The 17570-nt window shown below is 47.0% G+C and carries 10 protein-coding genes and 2 pseudogenes; 9 read left to right on the top strand and 3 right to left on the bottom strand.

Translation table 11 applies throughout. From position 1 onward, the window contains the following. Nucleotides 1–401: 401 nt before the first annotated feature. Together VEZ52_RS11545 and cysC are read left to right on the top strand one after the other, a co-directional pair. On the top strand, nt 402–1364 hold the full coding sequence (locus VEZ52_RS11545; protein ID WP_324836940.1) for a hypothetical protein: 963 nt from the start codon (nt 402–404) through the stop codon (nt 1362–1364). A gap of 26 nt (nt 1365–1390) precedes the next feature. After that, nucleotides 1391–1906, top strand: coding sequence for an adenylyl-sulfate kinase (gene cysC / locus VEZ52_RS11540; RefSeq protein WP_324836939.1), 516 nt, complete (start codon nt 1391–1393; stop codon nt 1904–1906). 43 nt (nt 1907–1949) lie between these two features. On the opposite strand, the gene VEZ52_RS14655 is transcribed toward cysC, so the two are convergent. Next, on the bottom strand, nt 1950–2222 hold the full coding sequence (locus VEZ52_RS14655; RefSeq protein WP_414649517.1) for an integrase core domain-containing protein: 273 nt from the start codon (nt 2220–2222) through the stop codon (nt 1950–1952). 1305 nt (nt 2223–3527) lie between these two features. Here VEZ52_RS14655 and VEZ52_RS11535 point away from each other — a divergent pair. The 3 genes and pseudogenes from VEZ52_RS11535 to VEZ52_RS11525 all read left to right on the top strand — a co-directional run bounded on the left by VEZ52_RS11535 (nt 3528) and on the right by VEZ52_RS11525 (nt 11106). Then, nucleotides 3528–6236, top strand: coding sequence for an NAD-binding protein (locus tag VEZ52_RS11535; RefSeq protein ID WP_324836938.1), 2709 nt, complete (start codon nt 3528–3530; stop codon nt 6234–6236). A 25-nt stretch (nt 6237–6261) separates the two neighbouring features. Then, nucleotides 6262–9936: a hypothetical protein gene (locus VEZ52_RS11530; protein WP_324836937.1), complete on the top strand. Its 3675-nt coding sequence runs from the start codon at nt 6262–6264 to the stop codon at nt 9934–9936. A gap of 64 nt (nt 9937–10000) precedes the next feature. Continuing rightward, nucleotides 10001–11106: pseudogene (locus VEZ52_RS11525) on the top strand (IS3 family transposase). Nucleotides 11107–11235: 129 nt separating this feature from the next. Here VEZ52_RS11525 and VEZ52_RS11520 read toward each other — a convergent pair. Beyond that, entirely contained in the window at nt 11236–11991 is a 756-nt protein-coding gene (locus VEZ52_RS11520) for a class I SAM-dependent methyltransferase (protein WP_324836936.1), read from the bottom strand. A gap of 349 nt (nt 11992–12340) precedes the next feature. On the opposite strand from VEZ52_RS11520, the pseudogene VEZ52_RS11515 reads away from it, so the two are divergent. Beyond that, nucleotides 12341–12698: pseudogene (locus tag VEZ52_RS11515) on the top strand (IS481 family transposase); the annotation flags it as partial. Here VEZ52_RS11515 and VEZ52_RS11510 read toward each other — a convergent pair. After that, the gene (locus VEZ52_RS11510) at nt 12684–13049 is read right to left on the bottom strand and encodes a transposase (RefSeq protein ID WP_324836935.1); all 366 of its coding nucleotides are present in this window, start codon (nt 13047–13049) and stop codon (nt 12684–12686) included. The pseudogene VEZ52_RS11515 and the gene VEZ52_RS11510 sit on opposite strands and share 15 nt — an antisense overlap. Before the next feature lie 1260 nt (nt 13050–14309). On the opposite strand from VEZ52_RS11510, the gene VEZ52_RS11505 reads away from it, so the two are divergent. The 3 genes from VEZ52_RS11505 to VEZ52_RS11495 all read left to right on the top strand — a co-directional run bounded on the left by VEZ52_RS11505 (nt 14310) and on the right by VEZ52_RS11495 (nt 17560). After that, nucleotides 14310–15836, top strand: a complete 1527-nt coding sequence (locus VEZ52_RS11505) for a DegT/DnrJ/EryC1/StrS family aminotransferase (RefSeq protein WP_324836934.1) — start codon at nt 14310–14312, stop codon at nt 15834–15836. 1 nt (nt 15837) lies between these two features. Beyond that, nucleotides 15838–16842: a GNAT family N-acetyltransferase gene (locus VEZ52_RS11500; RefSeq protein ID WP_324836932.1), complete on the top strand. Its 1005-nt coding sequence runs from the start codon at nt 15838–15840 to the stop codon at nt 16840–16842. A gap of 79 nt (nt 16843–16921) precedes the next feature. Then, on the top strand, nt 16922–17560 hold the full coding sequence (locus VEZ52_RS11495; RefSeq protein ID WP_324836931.1) for an HAD family hydrolase: 639 nt from the start codon (nt 16922–16924) through the stop codon (nt 17558–17560). Nucleotides 17561–17570 lie beyond the last annotated feature (10 nt).

Here is a 17570-nt window from a genome sequence, read left to right as displayed (position 1 = left end):
ATATTTGCGGAAAAAAAGGACGTGATTGCGGTCGCAGGTTGCGAGCTGCTGGCCTGACTGGTGTGTCCACACAAGACCTTTGCGGAAGAAAGCTGATGGAGAAATATCGGCAGTTCAATCAGAGAGGATGCATCTGGCTTACCCTGAGAGGCGGCATAGTCAATCTATCCACTCGAGTTTTGCCGGTGACTGGTCCAGAGGTGAGGCCATTTCTAACAATCTTGCAGTAGAATCGAGACGTGATTATAAACTTCCAACTGGTACAAAAAATGTGTACGTTTCAAGTCGTTGAAGATTTGCCTAAAAAATTCACTAAGTATTCTGGGGCACTCAACTGCAAAATCTCTTTTGCTAAAGTTTGCATGAATTATTTTTTCGTCCGCTCTACTCCGGGAGGCTAAATGAAAATATTGCTAGGATGCGTTAATAGCAGCGTATCACTTGTAGGGTTTGATCTCGAGAATAAAACTCCTTTCTGGTATTGCCCGGGCAATCGGATGCGTGTTTGTGGGATCCACGCCGCTCAGGATGGGCTCTGGATTGCTACAGACAACAGCATAAAATCTATAGGGGAAAATGGCTTGCGTGAGGTTAGTTTACCTGGGCCTCACGATAATTATGCACACAGCATAAAATCTTTTGGTCAAAATGGAATTGGAGTCGCAGATACAGGCAACTCACGCGTTCTCATCTATGCAGATGATAGGCTGATCATGAGTTATGATCCGTTGGAGTGCTGGAGTTCGCGTGTGCAGGATGCTATCCATCTTAACGATATGATTGAGTGGAAAGACGGACTGTTGGCTTCTGCATTTTCTCATCAGCCCTTTAATATATGGAAAAAGACTTGTCCTACTTGGCAAAGTGAAGGTCTGGGTGTGCTTTTTTACATGCGCCGTCACAACAGGCAGACCATCACTAAAGTTGTAGGCTCTGGGCTGAATTGCCCCCATTCTCTTGCACAGCACAATGGGGATATCTACTGCTGCTCATCGTCAACAGGGATGTTCTATAGATTGAGTGAGGCAGAAAACGGAGTTTTGCAACTAGCAGAAAGCTGGCACGTCACAGCATCTCATTTTTTGAGAGGTTGCTTGCGGGTGAGAGACGGCTGGATATTGGGAGGCAGCTCACGCCGCCACAGCCAGCAGGACGGTGGGGGAGGAATGGTTCTTTTTCATCTTGCTGACAGCGGAAATATTTCTACATATCCAGTAGCAGCAGTTGGAGAAATTTACGATATTATTCCATGGCCGGACACGATTATGCCCGCTGTAGCCCAACAGATATTGAATCTGCCGGACATGCCACTGGAAGGTGACTTTCCGCTCCCTTGCAGTGCGGAACTTGTTGGTTCAAACTAACAGTATTACTTAATCAGGAATAGTAAATGGCTAAAGCATATCTGCTAACTGGCCTTTCTGGCTCTGGAAAGACTACATTGGCACTGGAGATTTTTAAAAAAAATAGCCATTTTCCCCCCATTTTAGTTCTTGACGGCGATGAAATACGTTCGTCTTTGAATAAAGATTTGGGTTTTTCTGAAGCTGACAGGTTAGAGAATATTCGGCGTTGCGGAGAAGTCGCAAAAATTGCACTCCAGCAAGGAATCACGGTATTGCTCGCGTTGATTGCACCTTATGATAAAGGGCGACGTCTGTTACAACACATTTTGGGTGATTCACTTGAAATTATTTATGTCGAATGTCCTTTGAGGGAATGCCAAAGAAGGGATCCAAAAGGGAACTACAAAAAAGTATCTCGAGGTGAGTTGAAGAATTATACAGGCATTGATGATCGCTACGAAGTCCCCACTAATTACTCTCTCAAAGTAAATACGCATAGGCTAACAGTGCAAGAATCTGCTGAAATTTGTTCCAAATTTATTCTCGAACACAATAATTGATGCATTTAATAATTATTTATGGTTTTTTTAGAGAACAATGACCTTACCCCACTGCGTATGCTACTTGTAAGTCACTGGTTTCCAATGGGTTGCAGGTTATATTCTTTTCGCGAAATCCTTCCGGTGTCAGCCAGCCCAAGGAGCAGTGCGGCCGCCGCTGGCTATAATCCTGCCGCCAAGCTTCGACTGTTCTGCGGGCATTGTGCAGGGACAGAAATACGTTCTGTTTTAAGTACTCATCCCGGAATTTTCCATTAAAGCTTTCAATGTGCCCATTATCTGTGGGCTTCCCCGGACGAGTGCGCTTTATCTGCATGCCGTGCTTAAAAGCCCATGTATTCATGGCGTTACCGCTCAATTCTGGGCCGTTATCAACCTTGGTACGCTACGGCAACTGACTTTGAAGGCGTAGTCTTTCAAGAGCGCGTACAACTTGAACTCCAGGCAACGACATATCCACTTCGTGAGTCAGACTTGAGCCATCCTATAGATCGGCAATTGTCAAAATTCGGATGCGTCGCCCACCCATAAGGTCATCGCTTACAAAATCCATCGCCTGTTCATCTGGGCCATCAGGGCCAGCCTAAGCAATACGGGCAAAGCTGGGACTCTTCACGCGTTTATGGGTACGCAACGAAAGTTTTTCTTTCTGGTAAATCCTTTCTGTCGGCTTGTGGTTCTGCACCAGATATTTTCGGCGTAATAATTCATGCAATCGCGGAGAACCGAAAGGCCGCCGGTCATTTGCCAGTTCCAGCACTCAAGTCCGTAAAAGAAGATCTCGGTCTTCAGATGGTGCCCGTCTGGCTGAACAGCGATTAAACTGAATCACTCGGCAATCCCGCCGCTCTGAGTAACCAAGCGCAGCCTGAATGTGATGCACGGCTTCCCTGTTTCGGGGTGAGGGTCAGCTTAGCAATCATGTTCTCTGTTCATGTCCTTTATAACATTGATATACGCTTGTTCGATAATAGTAATTTTACTGAAGGTTTGGGAAATGCTATCGGTTGGCCCACGAGAGTTTCAATTTCGTGAAACTTGAAAATGATTTGTTCTTGAGCGAATATTTTTGACCCCGCTCATGCCTTTCATGTCTCTATCAGATACTAGCTTTGGGGCAAGCTCCGTTAGTGGTGGGAGGTAAGAACCCTAAAAAGTTGCCACTAGCGTTGGGCTTGGTAAGAAAGCGAGGTTGGTCAACGCCATTTTGCGTTCTGACGCTTCCTACACGGTCTGCGGAAATATTCTGGCAACCAGAGTCGCGCACCCCTGTGGCAGCACGAACATGGGGGACGCCTTCACTCTATGATAAGTAATTATTGTATTTTATATCGTTGCCAATATAAAATGTAGAGTAGGTGGTTTTCAACAGGTTTAATTCAATGATTTTATTTGCTTGGCAGGCTTGCGAGATAGCTCAGGTGCTGCCTGCCAAAAGCAATCTGTTGCCTCAAATACGCCGAATGCGCAACGACATGGCTTATCTTGGGAGGATAGCGGCATCTGTCTGGCGACTCTGGATGGAGTTATGTCGCGTAGACGAGATATCTGTGCCTCAACTCAAGTTTATAACGGTGCAATAAGCCAGAAAGGCTGTCAATACTGCCTATTGGGGGATTGGATGACCAGAAAATCACGGGCGATAGCTATAACCATCTTTTTTGTCACTATCTGGTTTGCAGGCATGGTGGGCTTTCTTATGTCCGAGAATAGGTTGGAAAGCTTACCCGACACATGGTCGAGCTTGGCCGATCTGTTGTTTGATGCTGGATACCGGTCGCTTCAGATGTTTGTTCTCAATTTTGAACTTGAATCAAAATGTCGGGTTCACTGGCTGCTTCAAGTAACCCGTTTTGCCGCCCCTATCTTTGGAGCCTCTGCCGTGCTGTGGTCCTTGAGCCATCCTTTGCGGCAGTTCGTTCATCTTTGTTGGCAAAGGTTTTTTTACTCTTCAAAGCGCGTAATTGTTTTTGGCTACGGGCCAGTCGGCCAGGCTGTTGCGCGTAGATATGCGCATGCTGTCACAGCGGTTGACCGCACGGTAGATGCACAACGGGCCAATCAGGCGCGTACAGACCATATCCTTTTAATTGAAGGTAATGGCACTTCTGATGAATTGATGGTGAAGATCGGCCTGAGTCATGCCCACCGCGTGTTTATTGCGTTTTCTAATGATATGGAGAGTCTGGATGCCGCCCGTGCTGTGCAGGCGCATGTCAGAACACATATGGCCAAGACTGGGGCGGGGCCTGATATCCGAGTTTTGCTCCGCGACCCTGAGATCGTGCGTGAGATATCGGACGAAAGCACCTCATGCACGGGGACATGGAAAGAAATATCTGCCTTTGCATTGCCGCAGATGGTTGCCGAGGAGCTTTGCCAGACGGCACGCTTTGATCGCGCGGCGCTGGATGCAAAACAGGAAAACGCCCATCTTGTGTTGTTTGGTTATGGTGCTCAGGGGGAAGCCATCGCAGTAGAATTTTTGCTGACTGCATGGCGTGTTGGCCTTAAACCCCCGGTGATAGACATCTGCGATTGCAAGGGCGATGAAATTCGCAGTCGATTTATCCGTCTTGCCCCTGCATTGTTGTTGGATGCAGGCAACACAGGGGCTCTGCCCGAAAATTCCGCACCGCAAGTTTATTTTCATACCATGGATATAAAATGTGCTGATTATGCGTCTGATCCCTGCATGGCCGAAGTGCAAAAAACACCCGTCACTGCCTATGTTATCACCACTAGCGACGATACCGTCAACGTTAAGGCGGCACTAGCGTTAGAAACAGCCATGCAACTGCGAAGGGTCGATGCAGCCCCTATTTTTGTGCGTATTTGGAACGGCAACCTGGGTAATGAGGCAGACCCCGGTTTTGATCCTGTCGGCATGATCCGGTCCTTTGGTTCACTTGAAAGGATCGTCGCCTACGGCACGGCGTTTGAAGACGATCCCGATTTGTTTGCGCGTACTATGCATAAGAGATACCGTATTGCTGGCCAGATTATGCACCCTGATGACCCAAAATTCTCCTTTAACGAAGGGGAGTGGAACACCTTTGACGAAACTTATCGCGTTTCCAACCGTCGGCTGATCCGTCACGCGGAGCAAAAACTTGAGGATTTGGGGGTACAGTGGCGGCGTAAGAGTAAACTTCTGCCGGTCGTTGACCCTGAGGCATTCATGAATAACGCACAATCTTTGGAACAGCGCGTTATTCAGGCAGCCATTGTCGAGCATGACCGCTGGATGACAGACCGGGCACTTGACGGTTGGTTTTCGGCTGGTCGGTATGATGCATCGCTCAGAGACAATCAGAGACGGATCCATCCCTGTATTACAGAGTGGAATAATCTCGACGAACACATTCAAAACTACGATTCCATTTTTTTGCGGGCTCTCATCGCTGGTGGAAAAGAACCGCAACTCCCAGACGCTGTCCCCTCGGCAGGTGCGTACAAGTGCGCATACATATGGCTTGCAGCCGGGGAGCAGGGCGATGGCCCGACAATTATTGAGTCCCTCCCCGTAACGGAGTCCACCACCGAGGTTATTGTAGGATTTGGCAATAAGTTTCTGAATATTAAGGATGCCACCGCTTCAGTAATCAAGACTCAATTGCGGCAAATCTTTGACAGAACAAAGAATCTTTGTCGGCTACGTATTGTCTTTTGGGAACCTCCCAAGCCGACTTTGTTGCGGATGGTCAAGGCCTTGTTCGATTTTGACCGTAAAATGTTGGTGGAAATCTCAACAACCTGGAGCTGGAAGAGAGGTGAAGGGCCAGCCGTCGCCTTTGCTGGGCATCGGGACCTGACTCGTCTGGGCAGCATTACTGACCTAAAGCGTGAAATACAGGCTGTGTTTATTCGAGCAGTGTTCGAAAATAACTGCTGTCGCTTGGTAGTCGGTTATGCGCCCGGTGCAGACAGAATGGCGGTTGCTTGCTGGAACGGACTTGGTTTGCCTAAACCTCAGCTGGTTTTTCCTTTTGGCGCAGGACCTCTAGGAACAGATTTTGCCACTGAGGATCCGAAGGTCAACAGCAGTGCGGAAATTTTTGACCAGACAGATCTGCAGCAGCATGCTGGGAATCTCGTACTGGCCCAGCCCGCAGAAGATGAAACTGGCCATCAGGCGCAGGCCCGCATGCTGCTTGATCAGGCAACTATACTTGTTGCCTTGTGGGATGGCGTGGGGTGCGATCAGCTAGGCGGTACCGGCGACACCGTGATGAAAGCGCAATCCCTGGGTATCCCCGTTTGTCTGGTCACGGAAAGTCCGCCCAATAATAAGCCAATTTATCATTACAACATCGAAAAAGCGCAATAGTAGATGTCACAGAGGGGCCGATTCCATGCCATTTGACGAACAAGAAAAGTGTCATGTGCTGATATGCTACAGGCGTATTGATACGGGCCTTGCACAGGCCGTAAAAACTCGACTGGAAACTTCCTTCAATCTCAAGGTGTTTCTGGATGAAGATTGCCACCGGCCTGGTTACCCCTGGCGAGAAATGTGGAAGGAGCAACTCTATCAGGCGGTTGACAGCGATGTGGCACCCAATCTTGGGCCAACAGTTGTTGTCATCGCCACAGCATCCGCCAGTCAGCCCCGTGATCCGGATATTGTGGTAGAGGAAATATTTGATGCCCTCTATCCCCAGAGAGGCATTACCGACGTGCCGATAGTCCTGCTGCGTTTTGGCGAGGAGGGGTGGAAGGAGCTAGAGCGTCGTCTTGTTATACGGAATACTGGTCATTCAGGTGGGCGCGATCCTGAAACCATCGCCACCCAACTTCATCAGCCGGAAATATTCAAATCGATCACAAGCTACGACAAGGACAGGGAATATATTGAAACTGTCCTTGATAGCTGTTGTGCCTCCATCGTGAAGAGCGTTCGCGCCTATTTTATCAGACGCCTCGTAAAAGAGCGCGAGCGCACCCTTGCTTGGGCTAAGCGTATTGTTGGGCGCCAGCTCGTTCCTAAACAGCGGTTTGACAGGGACGAAATAAGCAAGGCGGTCAGCGATCTTGTTTCGAAACCGGAATTGAGATCAGTTGCCTTTGTGGGGCCGGGCGGAACAGGGAAAACGACCGCGGTGGCGCGAGCTCTTGTTGAAGCACTTGATCTGCCAGATTCAAAGTGTTTTTTCCCAATTTTACTTACGGATGAGGATATTCTTGATATCGATTCGGCGCTCAAAAGGCGTCTGGGGTTGAACTGGGTATCAAAAGACAAGGTTATATCATTGGCAGAGGAGGGCCTGCATTGGTTCAAGGATATCATCTGTTTTGTCACGGACAGTTTGGAACATGCCGACGACCCCAAGGAAACTGCGCAAAAACTACGGCGGCTTCTTGGCACCTGCAAACTTGTCCTTACGTCCCGTCCTGGTGCCTGGTCGGCAGCTCGTTCTGCATTTGCCCCCACCGACACGAGTGAAACACCGGCTGATGCCAGAATTATAGAACTCACGGATCTTAAAAGCAAAATTGTGGCAGATGTCCTTGATATTAAAGGGAGTGATCTGGTATCTCGGCCTTTTCTGCGTAACCCGGTATTCCTAGACATATGCCTGTATCTTGCTGCGCAAGAACAGGGCAAAACCTCCTCCCTTCCTGATACCGAAACGGCTTTGCTCGACAGAATGCGTAAATACTGCCTGGAACCGAATGAAGGTTTGACAAATGTTGAACGCAGACTGAAGGGTGAAGCAAATGAAAGAATAATGAAAGATCTGTCTAGGTGCCAGATAGAGCGCGGATGTTTTTATGTGCCCAGAGAAAAAATAGACGGGCACTCTGATTTGTTGAATGTCCTTATTGATAATGCCAATTATGTTGTTGAAGAGGATGGTTTGATCAGGCTACGTCATGATATTATTGATAGTCATAATATTGCAGTGACAAGTGAAATGTGTAGCAATGTAGATGTGTTAAATTCAACTCTTATGTTGCTTGTTAAAGGTTTTGGCAGGGTGCTGTTTGAAACTGTGATGCAAATGGCGCATGACAGAAATGCTGTATCAACCATAGATCGTTATTTTGAACAATTTCTATTTGTGGTAGATAATAAGATGACGCGCCATTCGGAAAGCTGGAACGCTGGATATGTTATCACGGCACGATTGAAGGTATTTCTTGGTCAAATCCGTAATGTGCTCAATGGAGAGTATCTGGGGAACAGGTTGCCCGCCAGCAATGGCGAGAAATTGAGCAGTCTGCACCCGCCCAAGCTCACACAGCTGGCTTTAAGTTCTGTCGCTGCCATGTTTGGTGGTGCTGCATCGTTTTCTATGGATGACGAGGATGGTTGTATACTTAGTGCATTGCGGCGCTATATCTCCTCTGTGAGTTTGCGCGCCAGGTTGATTGAGGCACTTCCTAAAATCAACCGTCCGCAGGAAGTTGAGAATGCTCTTGAATTCTTTGCAGATGACGCGCAGCTTGTAAAAGATGATCCTGGAATCGCGCAATATCTGTCCTCTGCCATTGTTGAAGCAGCTCTTGAGGACAGGGATTTTGAGCAACGAGCATATGTTGCCTTGCAAAAACTGTTGAAACCGGTTGAAGAGCTGCATCCACCGTCTCATGTATTGTTACGTACAGTGCGTCATGCCATCGGTGAGGTCGAGCGTCTTTTGGGAATTGATATGCAGCAGCGTATTGCTCCCTCAACGGATGGAGCGTTTACTGTTGAGGAACTGGAAGAAGGGCTGGCTCTTTGTGACAGGTTTTCTCTTGGACGAGCCTCGGATTGGACCATTGTCGAGCGCTATCTTGCGATTGTTGGTATGCAGCGGCAGCTTCAGTCCCTGCCGCTTGTCACGATGCTGGTGGCCAGATCACTTTGGCATCAACATGGGCGTATTCATCAAAAAGCATATGAAATTTTGGGAATACTGGACAACAGTCGTGCCCGTGCCGCGCTCCTGTATGCCCTTACTTTTGAGACGGACGACGTTAGTGAAACGGCTCTGATCGCAGCGCTTGAGCGGCAGATGAATGCTGTTTCTACAGATAGTCAACGGGCAAAGTGTTTTCAATTGGCTTTAAGACGAGCGCTAGCAACCCGTATTGGCAATGCAGGGCAGCAGCGCCTTGTGGAACTTGGCAAGATTGTTGAAGGGAGCGGTGTCGACCGCTCGATAGTTACCTCCGAGTATGTGGAGTTACGGCGGTATAAGGTTTTGCCGGAGCTGATTCTTGATCAGCCCGCTGCTTCCTTGCCCGAATGGTTAACAGCTGCCGAACGGACTCGTGATGTTGGAGCGGAACTTGAACAAAAGCTGTCATTTGTGGCAGGTCAGGTTGACACCATCCTGTGCAGTGGCTCTACCTGGGCCACGCCGCGCCGCCTCCACTTAGCACTGCATGAGCGGCAAGCCTTTTTTGATGGAATATGCAGGGAGCATGGCATAGCGCCAATCATGCGTCCGCCAAGTCACGACTGGAAGGAATCCCCTGATTTTGCTGCCCATCTCGAAGCGATAATGTCACTTTATGAATCGTTTGAGAGTGAATCTCCCTTGCCATCAATAGGTTGTGTCCACGCCTTGCTTGTTACAAAAGATAATCAGCTTCTACAGGCTCGCCGCTCGTTGGGTAGTGCGTACTATCCTGGTGCATGGAGCATATCTTTTGAAGAGCAGATGCGGAAGGAAGACCTTGATGGCGGCCGGGGCGTGCAGACCTGTCTTTTGAGGGGAATTTTTGAGGAATTTGGGGTTCAGTTGGATTTGTCTCTAGTCACGCCACTTGCGGCGAGTTTTGGTATCGAATGGTCGGCGGCAAATCGGGTATTGCTTATTGTCTGCCGACTGGAGCAGGATGCCCGGTCTTTTATGGAAATCGCCGACATATCCTCAGGGGACAGAGAAATCACAGAGTTCGGATTTATTCCGATGGAAAGCGTTCGCAATTCCCTGACGCATCATCAAACCGGATTTTGGTGTTTTGCTGCTCGCAATTCACAACACCCAACAAACGCTGCACGGCTTGCGTTATTGTTTAACTCTGTAGGGTAAATGACCCTCACCCCGAAAAGTAAGCCAGCAAAAAAATTAGTGTTCCTGACATAGGAGCACAAGGATGAAACGAAGTAGATTCACCGAAGAACAGGTTATTGGGATATTGCGGCAAACCGAGGCTGGCGTTCGCGTTGTCGATCTATGCCGTCAGAATGGCATTTCGGATGCGACCTTTTACAAATGGAACCACAAGTTCGATAGGGTGAACATCTCTGGCACCATGCGGTTGCGCCAGTTGGAGGAAGAGAACGCCCGGCTGAAAAGACTTGTAAGCGGACAAGCGCTTGATATCGTCGTCCTGAAGGACGTGATCTCAAAAACTTTTGAAGCCCGCAATCAACAGGGAAGCCGTGCAACACTTTCAGGCTGCGTCTGGCTACTCAGCGCGGCGGGCTTGCCGAGTGATCAGTTTAATCGCTGTTCAGCCAGACGGCCACCATCTGAAGGCCGTGATCTTCTTTTACGGGCAGAAGATCGACGAAGTTTCGGTTCTCCGCGCCTGCATGAGTTATGGTGCCGGGAAGGGCTGGTGCAGAACCACAAGCGGACAGAAAGGATTTACCAGAAAGAGAAACTTTCGTTGCGTACCCATAACGCGTGAAGCGTCCCAGCTTTGTCCGTATTGCGTAGGCTGACCCTGATGGCCCAGATGAACAGGCGATGGATTTTGTAAGCGATGACCTTATGGGGGGCGACGCATCCGGATTTTGACAATTGCTGATCTGTGGGATCGTTCAAGCCCCGCGCTCGAGGTGGATATGTCGTTGCCTGGAGTTCGAGATGTACGCGTTCTTGAAAGACTACGCCTTCAAAGTCAGTTGCCGTAACGTTCCATGGTTGATAACGGCCCAGAATTTAGCGGTAAGGCCTTGGACGCATGGGCTTTTGAGCATGGAGTACAGATAGAGTTCACTCGTCCGGGGAAGCCCACAGATAATGGGCACATTGAAAGCTTTAACGGAAAATTCCGGGATGAGTGCTTAAATCAGAACGTGTTTCTGTCCCTGCACGATGCCCGCAGAACAGTCGAAGCCTGGCGGCAGGATACACCAACGGCGACCGCACAGTTCCTTGGGTTGGCTAACTCCGGAAGAGTTCCGTGAAAAGAATATAACCTGTAACCCATTGGAAAACAGTGACTTACAAGTAGCATACGCAGTGGGGTAAGGTCAGTCTATCTTAGTTTTGACGTTGGCCGGTCCGAAGAAGTGAACCCAATTATTGATCAGTATGTCTATGCACGTGTTATGCATTACATATGCCCAATTTAATTCTGCGATTAAGCCATAAAGTTTGCTATGAACTGATTTTTTGGGCTATGAAATAGCTTTGTGTGCACCAAAATGGGAAAAGCTGCGAAATTAATGTATCTACTGCATTAAAGACAGAAACAAAAAAATGATTATTTGTTACGCTCACAGGCAGGATCTCTGTAAAATTTCTCGGCAATATATTATATGTCCCCCATTCTTTTACTTCTAAGCAAGAATTACTTGCAAGACGTAAAACATCTTCCTGAGAGAACCGCCTGGTGTGAACATAGGCCTTGCGCTTGAAAGGCATGATTGCATTGTGAATGATTTCTACAAGACTACCACTGTAGGGAAAATGGAAGCAAAGGAAGTAACCATGCGGCTTAAGTATGCGATGTATCTCTTTGAGTGACGAGAGCTGATCGCCACCAGATTCATGAACATGTTCCAATACCCCCATGCTGAAAACAATATCAAAAGTTTGGTCTGCAAAAGGTAGCTTTGTAGGCTCATGGGTATTGGCTGCAACAAAGTTGAAAAGTTTGTTGTCTGTGAGCAAGGGAATTGCAGATGTTTCGCCAAAGCCAAAGGCAGTAGTCATTTGCTTATTATGCAGAAGAAAAGATGAGAAGTGACCGTTGCCACATCCCCAATCAAGGGCTCGTGTGTTTGGATCAATGTAATTAGCCGCTTTTGTAAAAGGAAGATAGTATTGCCACGCTTTGATTTTGTTGGAAAAATGATAAAAATTATTTAAAATGTAGCCATGCTGAAGAAATTCTTCAAATTGATTGTTCATGCGAAGGTGATCCTTCCACAAGAGTTGGCGGTTGGTATCGGCCTGCCAGCCTTGATGAGGGGCATTCAACGCCCCGCAAGAATGCAGGGATCGTTGTGTTCCTCTTACATAGAGGCGTTAAGATGCGGCGACATAATTTCAAATATAAGCTGTGGACGCGATTTTCTCAAGACATTCTTAAGGCAGATGGTTTTGCAAAGTGCCATCCTAAAAGCTGGCAAGCGTAGTTGTTGCTCTGCCTCATTTGAGCTAGTTTATACTTGATCTGACAGGTCCCTGAAGGAAAGGGGAATCCCCGTTTTGATGGAAATGTAAACGCACCATCAAACCGGGCACAAGCCCACGGAGAATTCCCGTAGAAAGTTTCAATCAAAACGTCATCAAGCACAAGACCGGGCTTCTCAATCTCGCTGCGGAATTTGGCAATATTTCGGACGCCTACAAGATTATAGGGTTTTCACGCGGTACTTTTTATCGGTATCAGGCTGCGCGTGGTGGAAGAATCGTGTTGAAGAGTCTACGGAGCTAGCTGTTACTGCCTTTGCTCTTGATTTTCCTGCATATGGGCAAGTACGGGCCAGTAACGAGCTCCGCAAGCAAGGCATATTTGTTTCCCCATCCGGATACGGTCGATCTGGTTGCGTCACAGCCTTGAATCAGTAAACCGCCGTTTGGCCGCACTTGAGAAAAAGTCAACTGAAGCGGGGGGCGGCTGACCTTGCCCCATACCACTTGTAAGTTATTTGTTCCCAATGGGTTGCATCCCGGCCAGCAGGGCCAGTCTGGACAATATGGGCATGGCTTGGACGCTTCACGCGCTTGCGGGTGTGCAGAGAAAGGCTTTCTTCTACAAGCCTTTTCAGGCGGGCGTTTCTTTCCTCCAACTGGTGCAACCGCGTGGCGTCAGAGATGTTCATCCTACCGAACTCGCGGCTCCATTTGTAAAAGGTCGCATCTGAAATGCCATTCTGACGACATAGATCGACAACGCGAACGCCAGCCTCGGTTTGCCGCAAGATCCCAATAATCTGTTCTTCGGTGAATCTGCTACTCTTCATTCTTGTGCTCCGATGTCAAAAACACTAATTTTTTTTGCTGGCTTACTTTTCGGGGGGAGGGTCAATTGTGCAACCCCAGTCAGAAGGGCTGGCGCAGGGTTTTTTGCTAGTAGAAAAGCAAATTGCTGGTTGTAATGTCTGTTTTGTGCTGGGCGAAACGCGTTTTTGAGTCATGTGTTGCCAATCTTGGCATATGAGGCAATGCAGCGCAACAGTGGGAAACAGTATTGGGGTGCCATGTTCATGCCCTGGATGAGACCGATTGTTGAATTTGATGAGCAATTTAGGGTAGTGGGAGAAGGAAAACCAGCCAGCCCAAAGTCTAATTCTGAGATCACCGGCCTTTATTTTTATGACGGAGATCTACAGAAAATTGCCAAGGCGATGAGCCCTTCGCCAGAGGCGAACTGGAAATCACCGAAGTAAACAACGCTTACATCAACCCGGCGATTCTGCATGTAGAGCTGATGGTGTGTGGTATTGCTTAGTTGATACAGGGACGCACGGCTCATTGATAGGCGCCGCTTCTTTGTGTTGGCCCTTGAAAACCGCCAGGGGCACAAGTGCGATATATCAGTGCTGATGATCTGCGTGCCTTGGCCAAACACATGATCAAAACGGGATATGGTCAATATCTCATAGAATACGCAGATACGGGATCGAACAGTGGAAATAGTGCGAACGCAATTTCGAGAGTGATGCTGATCAAACCCAAAATGTGCGGTAATGTGCGCGGGTATTTAGTAGAAATCTGACAGCAAAAACGATATGGTTCTGTGGGCATTAAGCTTCCATTTGTGCAAGATCACCACTTCACGTCTAAATGTGGTATTATGCGGGGCCTCATTTTCAGGAAATAGGCCAAAAGGAAAGCTGGTAAGAACCACATGGCAGCGTTTTTGATGTTGCCGTTGATATGCGGCAGAGTTTTCCGTCATTTGAATAGCAGTCTGGTGTTGAACTTGCAAAACAAAACCCGTGGGAGGTGTGGACAGAACATGGGACGGTGCAGGGGGGTGTGGTCACCAGTGAAACTGTGCATTTGGGTTATGAATGAACAGACTATTACTCCTGAAAGATGACGGGGCATTCGCTGGGGTGATCCTGAAATTGGCATTCACTGGTCAGTGCAGAATCCTTCGTTGTCGCAAAAGGACAGTAATGAGCCGTTCTTGATTGCAATTATGAGCAGTCAAGTCGCAGCTGTTTTTTTGACTTTTTATTATAAAATATCAGCATGTTGGATGTATGAGGCGAAATATGCAGACTGCGCACCCAAAAAAAATATCTATCAAGACTGTAAAAGATGGCACTAATGGCGCGCTGAGCGTAATTGAATCCAGCACGGATCTGCCGTTCACAATAAGGCGCGTTTATTATATCTACGGTGCTGAAGCCTCAACACATCGGGGGTTTCATGCACACAAGAAATTGCAGCAATGCTTTGTGGTTGTTCATGGATCAGTAACTCTTATACTTGAAGGCCCAGGCGGAAAATTCCGTTTTGAATTGGCGTCGCCTAATGAAGCTGTGCTTATCCCTGCTGGCTACTGGCGCGAAATGATGCATTTCAGTGATGATACCGTCATTATGGTTCTTGCATCGACCAACTATAATGAATCGGATTACATTCGAGACTACGACGAATTTCAATCATGGCTGGCCTCATTGGATGAAGTAGATTCTGTGCCATATATAGATTTTTCTCGCTATCATGACAGTGTGGGAAAAGAAATAGAGCACGCAGCTTTAAGGGTAATTAGATCAAATTCTTTTATAAATGGCTGCGAAAAAAAGAAATTTGAAAAGTCTTTTGCCGAATATTGCGGCGTTCGGCATGCCATAACCGTAGGCAATGGACTCGAGGCTCTGGTCATGATTTTGGAAGGCCTTGGCATTGGGCAAGGGGATGAGGTTCTTCTTTGCGCAGCGGGGTTTATAGCCACTCCTTTGGCTGTCAGCCGGGTAAAAGCTAGGCCAGTGTTTGTAGACTGTGGGCCTGGCGGCAACATTGATGCCAGTAAACTTAAGGACGCAGTTACGCCTGCAACAAAGGCCATCTTGCTCACGCACCTGTATGGACTGCCCGCAAATATGGATGCCATTAGCAACGTTGCAAAAGAATTTGGCCTGAAGGTAATTGAAGATGCCTGTCAGGCACACGGTGCATTATATAAGGGGAATAAATGCGGAAGCATTGGAACTGCTGCAGCCTTTAGTTTTTACCCCACAAAGAATCTAGGCGGATTCGGAGACGGTGGTTGCGTAACAACAAATGATACAGATCTTGCAAATAAAATTAGTAAACTAGCTAACTACGGTTCAACAGTTAAGTATGATCACGAAATGCTCGGTGGCAATTCGCGGCTAGACGAAATTCAGGCTGCCATGCTCAGCGAAAAGCTTTCTCATCTTGATGAATGGAATGAAAAAAGGCGCCAACTAGCAAAAATTTATTTCGATTTATTAAGCGATGTTGGCGAAATAGAGCTGCCCAGTACTTTGCCAGATACAGTACCCGTTTGGCATGTATTTGCCGTACGTGTAAAAAACGGCAGGCGCGATGAGTTGGCCAACTATTTGTCCCAAAAGGGTATTGGCACCAATATTCACTATCCGTCCGCATTGCACCGGCAGAAGTGTTATGCGAAGGAGTATAGCGAGCTAAAATTTCCCGAGGCAGAGGTGCAGGCAGCAGAAGTGCTGAGCTTGCCCCTTGATGCAATGCACACAAAGGCAGAAATAGAATTTGTGTGTATGCAAATTCGCAATTATTGGGGGAAATAAATTGTCACCCACTGTCCTGCCCTTTGCAGAATTGTGTCAAACTGGGCTTAGTGAGCAACTTGAGCAGGCAGGTGTAGCTCCTGTCGAGGTCATTCGTTATTCAAAGGGAGACCATGAACAATGGGATGCCTGTGTTGCTAATGCGGTAAATGAGCATCTTCTTTTTTATCGTAATTTCATGGACTATCATTCGGATAGGTTTTGCGATCACTCATTACTTATGATGCGTAATGGGGCTTTGCTTGGTGTGTTTCCTGCCAACGAGCGAGATAACACACTGTATTCGCATCAAGGGCTAACCTTTGGCGGGCTCGTTCATGGACCCAAAGTGTATGCGTCCGATATCTTAGCTTTTTATGTTGCGCTAAAAAAATACTTAAAGAAGAATCAATTCCAAGAATTAGTTTGTAAGCCCACTCCTTACCCTTATCACGAAGTGCCATGTGAGGTACAAAGCTATGCTCTATCTATGATAGGGGCAAAAATAATTGAGAGGCATATGTCTACAGGTATTTGTTATTGTGCACCGTTGCCAATGACAACTATGAGAAAGCGTGGCATCAACAAGGCCCAAAAAAATCGCATTGAAATTTTGGATAGTGAAGATTGGAATCAATATATACAAGTGCTTAGTAAGACGTTGCGTAGGCATAATACAACGCCAAAGCATTCCGCCGCAGAGTTAGCTCTGTTGCATGAGCGATTTCCTGAACGCATAAAGCTTGTCACAGCACAAAAAGACGGAATAATCCTTGCTGGAATTTTGCTTTTTTTGACAAAGACTGCCGCCCACTCCCAGTACATTTGTGCTAGCCAAGAGGGGCGAGAACTTGGCGCTCTCGACTTGTTGATGAGCAGCGTTATAGAAGCACAGGCAAATCAAAAAAGATGGTTTAGTTTCGGAATTTCAACAGAGCAAGACGGTTCATGCATTAACTTTGGTCTGTTGCATCAAAAAGAAGGTTTTGGTGGGCGTGTTTTTTTGCATGACGTTTACCGCCTATGATAAGTATTTTTATGCAATACTGTGGTATCATATTCCCCAAATGAGCAATCGCGCTTAAGAAGCAAAGCCGGTTATAAATGTGCAAAAATACTTTTTTGATTTTGATGGAACTTTGGTCGATTCAAAGAAAAGAGTATATACTCTATTTCGAAAAATTGTTTTGGCTATGAGGCCTGGCGATGAAAATTTAATTCCTGATTTTAATACGTATTGGTATTATAAAAGAAATTTTATGAATCAATCAATGTTATTGCAATTCTTTATGAAATTTACAAGCACTGAAGTGCAGATGTTCAAGAATAGGTGGCTTGATGAAATAGAAGAATTTGAGCTGCTTAAATTAGACACGCCGTTTGAGGGTATCAAGGATGTGCTTGAGTTGCTAAGCGGTAACAGCGATTTGATTTTAGTCTCGGCTCGACAGTTTTCTGATCGTCTTATCGCCCAGCTGAATTGGTTAGATTGGCGGAAGTATTTTTCTTTGGTATTAGTGACCAACCAATTAAGATCTAAAGATAGCATCATACGGGATACTGTAGATTTTTCATGTGATGATTTTTTTTTCGGGGATACAGGTGAAGATATAGACGCAGCAAAAAGCCTGGGAATTCGAAGTATCGCTGTAGATACAGGTTTTATTGCGTTAGATCGACTTCAAAAACATTTACCATGGCGTTGTGCCAATAGTGTTTACCATTATTTCATGCTAAATAATTAAGTATGGCACG

The organism is Desulfovibrio sp. (genome assembly GCF_035644575.1).
Lineage (GTDB): Bacteria > Desulfobacterota > Desulfovibrionia > Desulfovibrionales > Desulfovibrionaceae > Desulfovibrio.
Note: the sequence above shows the minus strand (reverse complement) of the source record. Positions and strands in the feature narration are given on the sequence as shown.